The following is a 13,443-nucleotide window of genomic DNA, read 5'->3' as shown; positions in this document are numbered from 1 at the left end:
CTGCTCTTTTGGTTGGTCTATTCGATAGCTTGTATATCTTTAATCATTTGATAAAATTCTGCGTCTTCCTTGTATTTATCAAAGTAATCCTGGATTTTATCGGCAAAGAGGGCCTTATCCGGATAGATAACTTCAACACCTGCCTTTTTGACGGCCACTAAGGCATCGTTTTCGGCTGCAAGCCAAAGTTTACGCTGATAGAGTATTGAGTTATCGACAGCTGTTTTTAGCCAGCCCTGTTCTTCTCCTGAAAGCTTTTCCCATGAATGGGTTCCAATTAATAAGGCATCCGGTAATACGGTATGTTCATCAAGCGTATAATATTTAGCCACCTCATAATGTCTGGAAAGGTAAAAACTTGGTGGATTGTTTTCTGCACCGTCTACAACACCTTGCTGTAAAGCGGTATATAATTCGCCCCAAGATATTGGGGTAGGGGAACCGCCAAGGCCGCTTACCATATCCATTGCCGTAACACTTTCCATGACGCGGATTTTTTGCCCTATCAGGTCTTCGGGTGAATTTACGGGTTTGTTTACCGTATAAAAACTTCGGCTTCCGGCGTCATAGTAACCCAAACCTTTGAGCCAGTATTTTTCTCCTCCGTTCAACAGGTCCTGGCCTAATGGACCGTCCAAAACTCTAAAGGAATGTTCCCTGTCCCTGAATAAAAAGGGAAGCCCCAAAACCTTCATTTTTGGGGCAAAGTTTTCCAATACGCCAACGGAAACCTTGGTCATGTCCAAACTGCCAATTTGCAGTAGCTCCAGGCATTGCCTTTCTGTTCCCAGTTGCTGACTGGGATAGATGATCACTTTTAATTTTCCATCGGAGAGTCGGGCCAAATCTTCGCCCATTTTTACCATGGCCTTATGTACGGAGTGGTTTACATCCAACCCATGACCCAGCCTAAGTATTTTTGACTCTTCTGCGTTTGTACATGAATGGTAAAGCGCGTGGATGAATATTAAGATAAAAAGGTTCCTGAAGTTCATTTTTTACTTTTAGGACTATCCAAAACTTACGAGATTGTTATAGGTAGGGCTTTGAACCTACATCCTAAAAATACACTATATATTTTACTATACTAGCTTTCAATTAAGCATTATGAGGCAATACCAATAAATGCATTTAGGTCCAATAAGTTATATTTTACTCAATGTTTTCGAGGGTTAGCTGTTGAAATAAGCCATGTTTCGTTTTTAAAACGGCCATCATATCCATATTTTATTCTCTTTTTTAACCTCATAGTGCGAACCTGCAACTGTATCGCTCATGTCCACAGCGAAGAATTGATGCTGGGTTCCTTTGAGCGCAGATTTTAGTAATTATTTGTCCGATTTTTGCGTATTGCTTGAGATTTCTTGGGATTTGATATGAGCTACCTTCAAAGTGGTTTCATCAGGTTTTGGGTTAGTTAGGAGTGGCGTAAGCTGCATATCTAAATAGGTATGCTTAAAATTGGTAGCGAATACAATTTCGTGAAGGTTTGTGTATTGAAATTTTCTGGGTACCAAGAGTATATGACAATTGTGAATATGGTTAATAAGTTTTAGCGCGTTACTGCCAACAAAAATTTCACACAAGGTAGATGAACCTTCAGTTCCAATAAAGATATAATCCACAGTTGTATTAATCCATGTTCTTTTCCGTTTTAATCTGAGAACGTAATTTTTCAAACAAACGGTTGACGGCTTGCTTTATACTGGAATCGACCTTATCGATTTGCGTAATGTCCAAAACCTTGGTTATAACTCCCTGCCAAACTAATTGTTTGCTTTTAAGGTCGATCATGTGAATAGTAAAAATACCTTCGTCATATTCATAAACGGATGTTGGTTCTAGTCGTATATAATCACCCTCCCGTTCGTTATAGGTGCCGTGGTCTATTACTGAATTGTGTTCAAATTGTATGTGATAATCCAATTGTAAATCAGCATTACTGGGCACTAATGTAAAACCTTCCCGTTGCATAGCCACATCAATGGCATTTTTCCATCTTTTCCTGTTCAAAGTATTATCATATTGTGGATAATCAGTATTCAGAGGCTCATCCACCTCGGACCAAGAGTAGGTTTTGTAGTCGTTAAAATTTGCTTCTTGGTCAATATCGCTTAATACCTTAGCAGAAGAACAGGAATTCCATAGCATGGCAATTACCAGTATAGTTATTATTTTTTTCATAGTTAAATGTTTCGCATTAGTTGATACCTTTTTTTACCCCGCATTTGTCTTGTTTATTCACAAAAATAATTGTTTTTGAATTTTACTTATATGACATACGTCATATGAACACTACTGAGAATTGAGCACAATCACTATAAATTTGGGTAATATTCTTTCCTTGGTATTGTAAAAATTCTATTTGACCGCTCACTTTTTTGAGCAGGAGGGAAGTAGCGCTAGTCCGAACACCGATAGCCAGATTATATCTATGGTTTTCCTATGTGTGTTTGATTAGAAGTGACCAATTAATTATCAAAAACCCCACGAGTTTCTCGTAGGGTTTTTGATAATGAACTAGGCAGCCTCCTTACTTCTTATTCTGCTGATCCTTAATGGTATCTTCATCAATATCAAATTTATTGGTGTCAATATTCGTATTTCCGGTAGGATTGGTAGGATTACTTTGTTCTACTTTTCTTTTAAATTTTCGTTTATCTTCAATTATTCCCATGTTTTTTGTTTTTTATCCTACTCCCAAAATTCGAAGATTTATGGATGTTAATATTATTTATTTTTAAAATTTACTGTGCTAACAGTAGTGCATTGATACCGTGTACAACGCCATTTTCTGCTTCTTGATCTGGTTCCGTAATTTCGGACTGAAATCCTGTTTCATCCGTTATAAACAACTTATCGTTTTCCACAATTAACGCAATGTACCCACCATTTAAAGTCTTTAAACGTAAAACGTTTTCGTTTAACCGAGCTGTGGTAAGTAAAGTCTCGTAATCGTACTCATCTTCAACCAAATGATAGCCCAAAATATGTTGCATTTCTTTCTTGCCTTCCGGCGTTTTTAAATGTGACAGCTTCGTTTCTGTAATTCGGTTAAAAGCTAGATTTGTGGGCGCAAAAATGGTGAAGGACTCTAAATTGTCTACTTGTTGTATCATTTGCGCAGATTTGAGTGCTTTATAAAACGTATCAAAATCTGTATTTCTTCGTAAGACTTCTACCATCGATATTGCATCGTTCAATGTCATATCCGGAGGTAAGTTTGAAAGTTCCTCTTCCACAATTGGTGTTTTATCCGCAATAGATTGCGCTGCGTTATTCTTTTTACTATCCCCACAAGCTATCACTAGCAATACTAGAATGCTTGCTACAGTAAGCCAAAATTTGTTAAGGTTTTTATTCATTTTGTTTGTTATCATAATTTGCTTTTTCTTAAATTATTTAAAAAGCTCCTGATAGAGTGTCGTAAAACATTCAAATCTTTGCTCTAATGTCTTTCTAAGCGTAATTAAATCAATCAATAAAACTAGATGGGACGGTAATGAGTTCGTTTAAACGGACGTAATTTCATTTATACTTGAATATCCTTCAGATTTACTCAAGATAGTTGCTACATTACCTAATAGTACACCATAGATGACCTTGGAACTAATATCCGCAACCGTATAAGTCATTTGCCTGCCAACTACGCCTGCTTCATTATAAAATGCACCTTCCAAACCTAATAAATGCGGCATTAAGTAAGCCCCGGGATATAGGAACCAGGATATTAAGAATAAAATCCAAATATGATTTAAGGTCTTTTGTGCCTTTCCGGGTATGTTCTCTTTTCCTTCATTAATTACTTTTTTCATTACCAAAAGCACATGAATAAAAAATGCTGTTGAAATAGCTCCCCAAATAAAGAATTTTAGAGGATTGGATACTTCGTAAAATTGACCAATATATCCCGTTATAATCATTAGTCCTCCGGAGAACCAAAATTGATTTCTAATTGAAGTAAAACTTGATTTCGTTAGCGTAACCACAAATAAAATTTGGAACAGCAACATAGGTACATCGATTAACTAATTTAAATATCTATATCCATTGTTGAATAAGTCTTCTCCAGGTTGTAAAAAGTATCGTCCTGTTTCGGGGTCAAACGTAAATGCAGTGGTCCAATTGCCAGCTTGAGCGTACAATAACAAAAAAGCAGATACCATTACCACTCCAGAGAGGATATTGGACATTCTGTATTTTGGCGAAACTGTTTTAAGGGTCAGTATAAAATAAAGCAATCCTGCCAGCATTACGGCGTACCCTAGGGTAAGTGTATGGGATACAAGCTGATAAGCCATTTCTGAATACCCTTCTGAAGACCCAATATAATTTTCAAAATTTGCGTTAATCAATTTTCTCATCATAATTTAGAATTTTTATTTAGATTTTTTCCAAATTATCAGATTCAAAATAATCCCTTTGCTTTATAGCTAAATATCTTAACGCTTTTGCAAAAGTCAGTTTGCTTAACTAATCTTTTAAGTTGCTACGCTAAAAGCAGGTTTAAAAACTTTAGCTTTTTCAATATAAATATGGAGCCCATTGCTTTGAACTTTAAGTGGTAGCAAGCCTAATTATAATTGGAGGATAAACCGATATCAAAACAGTTCACATTCATTTTGATACAGCACACATGCTTGTAAGGTACTATTTAGTTTTACCGACAACGATAGGAATATTCCCTATTGTATAATTGTTTAACAATTCAAAAAAATATATAAAATGAAATTACAGAATAAAAAAATAGCGATTTTAGCCACAGATGGCTTTGAAAAATCAGAGTTATTTCAGCCTTTGCATTCACTTAAAGAAGAGGGTGCGGAGGTTCATATCATTTCTGTTAAGGAAGGCGAAATTAAAAGTTGGGACGGTGGTAATTGGGGAGAATCTATTCCAGTAGATAAATTGGTAAAAAACACCAAAGAAAGCGATTATCATTCCTTGGTACTCCCCGGTGGCGTTGCAAACCCTGATCTGTTGCGCACGCATGACGACGCTCTTGAATTTATAAGGGCATTTTTTAAAAGTGGTAAACCAGTAGCCGCTATATGTCATGCACCCTGGTTATTGATAAGTGCTAACGTTATCGAAAATAGAAGGGTAACGTCATACCCTAGTATTAAAGACGATGTTATCAATGCCGGTGCCCATTGGGTAGATGAAGAAGTAGTTGTAGACCAAGGTTTGGTAACCAGTAGAAATCCTGACGATTTGCCTGCTTTTATTTCAAAGGTGATTGAAGAAACGCGGGAAGGCGAACATAAGGAACAAAAAGTAAACGCATAGTTGATGGAGTCATGGTTTTCCATGACATTGGTTAGTGTTGGAAACCGATGGAGCACTTGTTGTTCTGTCGGTTTTTTAGTTTATAAATAGGTTTGTTCGCATTAATAATTCCACCATTTGGGTTACGGCATTGTTTGTTTTCTTGGCATTTTTACATTTAATTATAAATTTTATCCTTTTGAAGATAGCAGTATACAGCGCCCATGATTTTGAAGTTCCTTTTTTGAAAACAGCTAATGCAAATAAAAATAAGTTGCAGTTTATTTCAGAAAAATTAAATGGGAAATCGGTAAAACGTTCAAAAGGCTGCGAAGCGATAGCTGTATTTTCTTCTGACGATGTTTCAAAAGAAATAGTAAATGAATTAAGCGAATATGGTATAAAATTTATAACCACGCGCTCGGCCGGCTTTAACCATATCGATTTAAAAACTGCTGCCCAACATGGTATTTCGGTGACCAACGTTCCCGGGTATTCTCCCAATGCCATTGCAGAGCATTGTATTGCCTTACTATTGGCAATTTCTCGCAAGCTAATTCCTTCCTACGAGCGCATTCGCAACTACGATTTTTCACTCAATGGATTGGTTGGCTCCGAATTGAGCACAAAGACAATTGGCATTATGGGTACAGGAAATATTGGATATCGGTTAACTCGAATTTTACTGGGCTTTGGATGTAAGATTTTAGCTTATGATGCAAAACAAAATGTTGATTTAGCCGAATTGGATGGTGTGAAATATGTTGACCTAAATACCTTGTTATCTCAGTCCGATATTATTTCCTTGAACCTTCCCCTAAATAACAAAACGGAACATATTATAAATGCCGATTCAATTAAAAAAATGAAGGAAGGGGTAATCTTAATCAATGCCGGTAGGGGTAAATTATTAGATACCAAGTCGGTAGTAGATGCCCTAAAGTCGGAAAAAATAGGTGGATTTGGTATGGATGTCTATGAACGTGAGGAAGGTTTCTTTTACGAAAACCATTCCAACGAAGTTTTCAAGGACGACCTTTTTGCCCGCCTGTTGACTTTTAAAAATGTGGTCATAACTGCACATCAGGCCTTCCTTACGGAAACGGCGCTACAAGAAATTGCGGAAACAACGATGCAGAATATTGATGCGTTCGAGAATGGGAATACGCTGAAGAATGAAGTAAAACATACGAACGAGAGCTGAGATATTTTCAGCCTAAAAAAATATTAAATGATGATGGTAAATTATGAAAGTTGTATAAAAGCATGTCAAGAATGTTTTATAGATTGTCAAAATTGCCTAGTTCAAATGGCGGGCAAAGAAAGTTTGAACGAATGTCCACAATGCTGTATACAATGTATAGAAGCCTGTTTGGCGGCCATAAAGTTTATGATTGCGGACAGTAAATTTGCACCTGAATACTCTAGGCTTTGTGCAGAAATATGCGAATGGTGTGCGCAGCAATGCAGTGAACACGAACACGAACATTGTAAAATATGTGCTGCTTCTTGCTTGGCTTGTGCAAAAGAGTGCAGAAAACATGCAGCCTAAAAATAAAAAAAATAGATAAATATGGAACAGACAAACTATATAAAAAACAAAGAAGGACTTCACAAGATTCGAGTATTGTTAGGGACTACACGAGTATTTATGATGGCCACCAATTTGAAAAAAACTCCATTTTCCGTATGTCCAATGACCCTTCAAGAATTCGATGAACAGGGCGATTTGTGGTTTTTTACACCTAAGAATAGTGACCATTTTAAGGAAATCGAAAAAGATAATAGAGTACAATTAATCATGTCTAACGAGAAGGATCAATGTTATCTTTCTATTTATGGCAATGCTACACATATTGTAGACAATCATAAAATAGACCAACTTTGGAATCCCATGATTCGCGCTTGGTTCAATGAGAAGGAGGATCCTAATCTAGCTTTATTAATTGTAAATATGGAGAGCGCTTTTTATTGGGATAGTGATAAAAGTAAACTCGTATCCCTATACCATTTGGCAAAAGCAGTCAACACGGACGACCGCTCGCACATGGGAGAAAAAGGATTTATCAACTTACAAAAGAATTAAGCTATGGCTATTTTAGGAAATATTATAAAGGGTGTAATTCATGCTTCAGATATAATCTCATCGGATTTTGATGCGGCAAAGAATCAAGAATCAGTGCTGAAAGACCTTTTGAAAACGGCTCAGGATACTGAGTTTGGGAAACTGTACGGATTTAAGGATGTATTGGAATCCGATACTACGGAAAAGGACTTTCGCTCAAAAGTTCCTTTTTTTGATTACAACCAAATCACAGAAAAATGGTGGGGAAGGGTACAGAAAGGTGAAGAAAATATTACATGGCCGGGCAGGGCGGATTATTTTGCCTTAAGTTCCGGCACAACCGGTAAAACTAGTAAACGTATTCCCGTAACCAATGCTATGATTACCGCTATTCGTAAAGCGGGAATACAACAAGTATTGGCTTTGAAGAATTTTGACCTGCCCGCAGATTTTTTTGAAAAAGAAATCATGATGCTCGGAAGCTCAACGGATTTAGAAGAACATAATGATGCGTTGGAAGGAGAAATTAGTGGTATTAGCGCCAGTAATATCCCTTTTTGGTTTCAAAACTATTACAAACCTGGTAAGGAGATAGCGCAAATTCATGATTGGGACAAACGTGTACAACATATTGCGGAGAAAGCGGCCGATTGGGACATTGGTGCACTAAGCGGTATTCCATCATGGATGGAATTGATGCTACAAAAAGTAATCGACCATCATGGTTTAAATAATATACACGAAATATGGCCTAACCTACAAGTGTACACTTCTGGCGGTGTCGCGTTTGGGCCTTATGAAAAAAGTTTTAACGCCCTTCTAGGAAAACCGATTACCGTAATAGATACCTATCTGGCCTCCGAGGGTTTTATCGCTTTTCAGCAGCGCCCGGAAACCGATGCTATGAAATTGGTGACAGATAATGGCATTTATTTTGAATTTGTTCCTTTTAAGCCCGAGTACATTAAATCGGATGGTTCTTTGGTCGAAGAAGCGCCATCCTTGAATATTTCAGAAGTAGTGTTAGGGCAGGATTATGTGTTGGTCATGAGTACTGTAGCGGGAGCTTGGCGCTATCTTATTGGCGATACTATTGAATTTACGGATTTAGAACGTGCTGAAATTAAGATTACCGGTCGTACAAAGTTCTTTTTAAACACAGTTGGTTCGCAACTGTCGGTTAATAAATTAAACGACGCCGTTCAACATTTAGAAACAAAATTCGAAATTGAAATTCCTGAATATACGCTCTGTGCCAACCGAATAGGTGAAGATTTCTATCACTGTTGGTATTTAGGAACAGAAACACAAATAGATGGGCAAAAATTGGCAGATGCTTTGGACGAGTTCCTAATGAACGCCAACAAAAATTACAAGGTAGCTCGTTCAAAAGCTTTGGAAGGAGTAAAAGTCAATACGGTAACACCATCGGTTTTTTATGATTGGAGCGGTAGCAATAAAAAGAAAGGCGGTCAGGTAAAAATGGAGCGGGTCATGGGCGAAGAGCGATTTGCGGAGTGGGAGAAGTTTGTTCAAAATCCTAATTAGTTTGGCGCTTTTGCTTCCCGCTCCTCGACCAAGGTCATAATTTCATCAGGTGATAAATAATATTTTTTAATACGGTCTTTATAGGTTTCTTCGATTTCGGCATTATTCAGAATAAAATGTTTTGTTTTGAGAATATAGTCCTCCATTCCAGCTACAACCGCATAGGAATCAGCCGCGCGCTCTGCTTCTTTGATATAGCTGCCGGAAAGGCTATATTTTATTCCAAACCAAATAAGATTAAGGCTGCTACGATGTTTATAATCTGTAATATGCCCTAATTCGTGTCCCAGCCACCCTATCAAAATAGCACTGTCTACGTCCTTAGTTTTGAATTTTTTTCCGGAAATCTGAATATCCCTACTCAATAGAACCAGATATTTTCTTTTTTTCCGGGATTTGAATAAGCTCCAGAAAACTGGTTGTGCCAACATGGTAGATTTACGAATGTTATCCTTGAAACGAAATTCAATTTGCGTGTTCTCAAGGTTGGGATAGTAGGATAGTGCGGTACGCGCTTCTTTTTTAATGCTTTCTGGAATAATATGCTGTGCATTTATATTTTGTACGCTCATAAAAAGAAGAATGGGGATTAAAAGTTTCACTTTATTGTTTTCTAATTTAAGTTTATAACAAGGGACTAAAGAATTTGGCAAGACCTTCTAGTAGGCGTTTCCAAACGGATCTTTCTTTAAAGTCCTCGTAATCTATACATTTACAATTGGCACAAACTTCGTCAAATTCTTCTTTCACTTGTGCCGTTAGTTCGGTATCGTAGAGCAGGGCATTGGTTTCAAAATTATGTTCAAAACTGCGGTAATCAAAATTACCGGAACCGATGGAGGCTATCTCTTCGTCTATTATAATCATTTTACTATGCGAAAAATCGGGTCTTAGGTATATTTTCACCCCTACTTCCAATAGCTGTTCAAACCTGGAGAACATACTAAATTTTGCCATTGTAGAATCGGAAACCTCAGGAACCAATAATCGTATTTCCACACCGCTCAAAGCAGCTACTGTCAAAGCTTGTATTACCGCTCTCCCTGGAATAAAGTAGGGATTTGCGATACAGATAAGCTTTTCGGCAGCGTTGATCATAGCGATATACTGCTGCATTATGGCCGGTTGTTTGGAGTCGGGTCCTGCCGCAACTATTTGCACAATACGGCTTCCAGAAGAGGGTATTTCCGGAAAATAGTCTTTTGTTAGTAAGAGCTCTTCTTTACTGGCAAAATGATAATCTTTTACAAAAATTCGGTGTAGACTTTTAACTACCGGCCCTTCAAGTTTTGTATGTAAATCTTCCCATATGCCCAAGTCGGAAATCGGCTTAATATATTTGTCCGATACGTTGACGCCTCCAGTAAAACCTACTTGTCCATCTATGATGATAATTTTTCTATGATTTCTATAATTGAGAGTAAACAGAAGGTTTCCAAACCGGATAGGCATCATAGGGTACACCTTTACCCCAAGTTCACTAAATTTTTTTTTGAATTTACCTCTAAACGAATAACTGCCAAAAGAGTCATATATCAATCGGACTTCCACCCCTTCGGAAATTTTCTTTTTAAATAGTTGATAGAATCGTTCTGTAAGTTCTCCTTTTGAAAAGATATAATACTGTAGATGAATGAATTTTTTTGCTTTTTCAAGTGCTTCAAAAATACTGTCAAAAGTCTCCTCGCCTCCGTTGAGAATAGTAACCTCATTGCCCCTGTAAGGAGCTAATAAAGTGCTGTTTTCAATAAGCTTGGCAAGTTTTGCTTCTTTTACATTATCAAAGTTTACCCTATGGTCTAAATCATGTAGGCCCCTGTATTGCTCATCGAATGATTTTCGTTTTTCTGTTTCCCGTAATCTAAAAAATCGAAATTTTCGACGGTTCACCCCAAATAAGTAATAGAGTATTGGGCCGGCTAAAGGTAATGCTAGCACTGCCAACAACCAACTAAGTGATTTTGTTGGGCGGCTACCGTGTAAAATAATACTGACAACGCTCCACAAGGTTATCCCTATATATAAAATCCACAAGAGCGTATTCATTGATAATTAATTGTTGTTTCATGCCTAAGATAGAGATTGTATGCACAATAGCATATAATCTGCCTTGTTTGGAGTAGAAAAGAATTTGATTACGCTAAAGCTAAAAGATGATTACGACTATATTTCGGTATAATTAAAAAAACTATGGGCGTGATTTCAAAAGATAAAAGAAAATTGACAATTTACTATCATTCGGACACTTCAATCGGGCAACAGACATTTGCCTATGCCAACGCATCGGAGAAAAAGCTGCATGCCGTGGATATTGCTAAAAATACGGTAACCGGCACACAATGGGTAGAACTAGCTGGCGAATTAGGGAAAAAATTATCCGAACTGATTCATACCGACCATCCGGATTTTATAAAAAAACATGGTAAAAATACCCCATCTATGGAGGAGCACCATTGGCTTAAAATTTTGGAAAATGAACCTCAATTTCTGAAATATCCCATTGTAATTTATGGTAAGGAATACTTGCAAATAGAAAGTGCAGCAGCCTTTAAAAAATTTATAGAGCCGGATAGCGCAGGCTTGGAAAAACAGCCGTTACGGGATCAATTTACCGATAAAGATACGCCCAAGTAAGGTTTTTAAATCTTTTTATAAAAACAAGAAACTACTTTGAACTTTGTTCGGAGTAGTTTTTTGGTTATTGCCAGGATTGTAGTTTTTCATTTATATACTGAACACGAAGTGTAAACAAGTATTTTAGAAATGATTTAGTAGGAAGTGGTAACTAGAATAGGAATATTACGTATGACTTTTTGACTTTAATGTTACACCTATTGGAATTAAAGCAAAAGTTGATGCCAGTAAAGCTAATGCAATTATATTCTAGTTTTTTGAAGCGAAGCAATAATCATATTAACTAAACATTGAAAGGGCACATCATATCAATATTTCGGAGGGTTGAACCTTTTCCTCTACAATGGTAATGCGAACTGTGTTTTCACCCACATTTTCCAAATCATGTACATATTCCGTATCGCATTCACGAAAATAGGTTTCCCCTCTTTCGAAGCGTATAAGGTCTACCGCACCATCCACATTTCTGGATATCAAGAGACCATCGGTAAGGCAGTTGCAGCTATAGGTATTGTTATGTATTCTAAAGGGTAGCCGTTGATTCGGTTCCAACACGATTTTCCAAAGTTTTACTTCTTGGTCTTCAAAAAGAACTTGCCCAATCTCGGTGGTGAAAGCCTTCTTTTTTACTTCTTTTAACATGGCAGGACTCCAACAGCTGAAGTTTCCTTTTGGGTTTATTTTAGATACTAACATTGTTAGAAATAGTTTTAAACTGGATTTTAACGTCGTTTATAATAAAGGCAATTTTAGTTCTTTGAACCAGTTCGTTTTTAAGCGGTGCAAATTTATTACAAATTGGGTAAGTGCTGGTTAAAATTCCTACAAAAAGTTATGCTTTTGTGTTAAATATTGTTGTAAAGGATTCCCGAATCTTATAACAGTTTATGGTTGAAGCGGTACGTAAAATAGTCATTTTGCAATCTTTAGTTTTACATGTGCAGTCGTTGCAACCGGTTTTTTCCTCTCTCGTTATTCTAATTATCGCTTTCCAACTTTATTAAGGTAATTTGGATGTTTTTTTAGGTATATTTCAAATTCTTCCTCAGGAGATGGTGTGCCTTATCCATCTTGCGTAAAACCAGGATAGCAGGTCATTCCACCGTCCACAAAAATAGTAGTACCATTCACGTATTCTGATTCGTCCGATGCCAACCAGCTTGCCACACTAGCGATGTCTTCTGGTTCTCCAATTTTTCCGTAAGGAATCAATTTTAGCATTTTTTTTCTTCCCTCCTCGGTACTCCAGACATCTTTATTGATTTCGGTTTTAATTGCACCTGGTGCAATACTATTACATCGTATCTTTTTGGAGGCGTATTCTTGACAAATACTTTGCATTAACATCGTGAGTCCGCCTTTGGAGCTAGCATAATTTGCATGCCCGGCCCAAGGAATGATTTCATGAACACTGCTTATGTGTATAATTTTGCCAAGTGAATTAGACACTTCCTGTCTTATTCCCCGCTTCATAAATTCTTTGATTGCTGCTTTGGCTACCAAAAACTGTCCCGTTAAATTCACATCGATAACCTGCTGCCAGTCTTGTAGTTTCATTTCATGTAACGGAAAATCCTTTTGCATTCCAGCGTTTCCTATGCTAATGTCTACTGTGCCAAATTGGTCTATGGTTTTAGAGAATAGTTGGCTTACATCGTTTTCGTTGCTCACATCGCATTTGAGGACCATAGTATCACCGCAATTCGAATTTTTAGAAATCCAGTCTGCGGTCTCCTCGGCTCCTTCTTTATCGCTGTGATAATTTATAACCACATTCGCACCTTCTTGGCCAATGGCCTTTGCAATGGCTGAACCAATTCCATTACTGGAACCCGTTACGATACACGTTTGGTCTGTAAGTCTCTTATTTGGTTTTTGCATAACATTTACTTTGAAGTAAGTTACATGAATGGTCAATCTTAACTGAA

At 37.2% G+C, this 13,443-nt stretch carries 14 protein-coding genes and 1 pseudogene; 6 read left to right on the top strand and 9 right to left on the bottom strand.

What is annotated here, in order from left to right:
* Nucleotides 1-17: 17 nt before the first annotated feature.
* From MS6x_RS03425 to MS6x_RS03405, 5 genes and pseudogenes are all read right to left on the bottom strand, one after another.
* Nucleotides 18-995, bottom strand: a complete 978-nt coding sequence (locus MS6x_RS03425; RefSeq protein WP_482605367.1) for a TRAP transporter substrate-binding protein — start codon at nt 993-995, stop codon at nt 18-20.
* A gap of 637 nt (nt 996-1,632) precedes the next feature.
* Nucleotides 1,633-2,184 carry a DUF4136 domain-containing protein gene (locus tag MS6x_RS03420; protein WP_482605366.1) on the bottom strand — a complete coding sequence of 184 codons (552 nt, stop codon included), beginning with the start codon at nt 2,182-2,184 and terminating at the stop codon, nt 1,633-1,635.
* Nucleotides 2,185-2,533: 349 nt separating this feature from the next.
* Nucleotides 2,534-2,677 carry a hypothetical protein gene (locus MS6x_RS03415; RefSeq protein ID WP_482605365.1) on the bottom strand — a complete coding sequence of 48 codons (144 nt, stop codon included), beginning with the start codon at nt 2,675-2,677 and terminating at the stop codon, nt 2,534-2,536.
* 70 nt (nt 2,678-2,747) lie between these two features.
* Nucleotides 2,748-3,380: a fasciclin domain-containing protein gene (locus MS6x_RS03410; RefSeq protein WP_482605364.1), complete on the bottom strand. Its 633-nt coding sequence runs from the start codon at nt 3,378-3,380 to the stop codon at nt 2,748-2,750.
* 132 nt (nt 3,381-3,512) lie between these two features.
* Nucleotides 3,513-4,301 (bottom strand): annotated as a pseudogene (locus MS6x_RS03405) (bacteriorhodopsin).
* Nucleotides 4,302-4,725: 424 nt separating this feature from the next.
* Between MS6x_RS03405 and MS6x_RS03400 the strand changes: the two are divergent.
* The 5 genes from MS6x_RS03400 to MS6x_RS03380 all read left to right on the top strand — a co-directional run bounded on the left by MS6x_RS03400 (nt 4,726) and on the right by MS6x_RS03380 (nt 8,881).
* Complete coding sequence (locus tag MS6x_RS03400; RefSeq protein WP_482605363.1) at nt 4,726-5,289, top strand: type 1 glutamine amidotransferase domain-containing protein; 564 nt, start codon at nt 4,726-4,728, stop codon at nt 5,287-5,289.
* A 178-nt stretch (nt 5,290-5,467) separates the two neighbouring features.
* Nucleotides 5,468-6,472, top strand: a complete 1,005-nt coding sequence (locus MS6x_RS03395; RefSeq protein ID WP_482605362.1) for a 2-hydroxyacid dehydrogenase — start codon at nt 5,468-5,470, stop codon at nt 6,470-6,472.
* Nucleotides 6,473-6,499: 27 nt separating this feature from the next.
* The gene (locus MS6x_RS03390) at nt 6,500-6,820 is read left to right on the top strand and encodes a four-helix bundle copper-binding protein (RefSeq protein ID WP_482605361.1); all 321 of its coding nucleotides are present in this window, start codon (nt 6,500-6,502) and stop codon (nt 6,818-6,820) included.
* Between the two features lie 21 nt (nt 6,821-6,841).
* Nucleotides 6,842-7,354, top strand: coding sequence for a pyridoxamine 5'-phosphate oxidase family protein (locus MS6x_RS03385; protein WP_482605360.1), 513 nt, complete (start codon nt 6,842-6,844; stop codon nt 7,352-7,354).
* Between the two features lie 3 nt (nt 7,355-7,357).
* Nucleotides 7,358-8,881: a GH3 family acyl-acid amido synthetase gene (locus MS6x_RS03380; RefSeq protein WP_482605359.1), complete on the top strand. Its 1,524-nt coding sequence runs from the start codon at nt 7,358-7,360 to the stop codon at nt 8,879-8,881.
* Here the strand turns inward: MS6x_RS03380 and MS6x_RS03375 are convergent.
* A complete protein-coding gene (locus tag MS6x_RS03375; RefSeq protein ID WP_482605358.1) occupies nt 8,878-9,483 on the bottom strand; it encodes a hypothetical protein in 606 nt (201 codons plus the stop codon). The genes MS6x_RS03380 and MS6x_RS03375 overlap by 4 nt on opposite strands.
* 22 nt (nt 9,484-9,505) lie before the next feature.
* Entirely contained in the window at nt 9,506-10,927 is a 1,422-nt protein-coding gene (gene cls / locus MS6x_RS03370) for a cardiolipin synthase (protein WP_482605357.1), read from the bottom strand.
* A gap of 144 nt (nt 10,928-11,071) precedes the next feature.
* Between cls and MS6x_RS03365 the strand changes: the two genes are divergently transcribed.
* A complete protein-coding gene (locus MS6x_RS03365) occupies nt 11,072-11,515 on the top strand; it encodes an arsenate reductase family protein (RefSeq protein WP_482605356.1) in 444 nt (147 codons plus the stop codon).
* 303 nt (nt 11,516-11,818) lie between these two features.
* On the opposite strand, the gene MS6x_RS03360 is transcribed toward MS6x_RS03365, so the two are convergent.
* Together MS6x_RS03360 and MS6x_RS03355 are read right to left on the bottom strand one after the other, a co-directional pair.
* The gene (locus MS6x_RS03360) at nt 11,819-12,211 is read right to left on the bottom strand and encodes a hypothetical protein (protein WP_482605355.1); all 393 of its coding nucleotides are present in this window, start codon (nt 12,209-12,211) and stop codon (nt 11,819-11,821) included.
* A gap of 366 nt (nt 12,212-12,577) precedes the next feature.
* The gene (locus tag MS6x_RS03355; protein ID WP_482605354.1) at nt 12,578-13,396 is read right to left on the bottom strand and encodes an SDR family oxidoreductase; all 819 of its coding nucleotides are present in this window, start codon (nt 13,394-13,396) and stop codon (nt 12,578-12,580) included.
* Nucleotides 13,397-13,443: the final 47 nt, after the last annotated feature.

The organism is Maribacter sp. MS6, assembly GCF_056839185.1.
The sequence above is the reverse complement of the archived record's forward strand: the minus strand, read 5'-3'. Positions and strand labels throughout refer to the sequence as shown.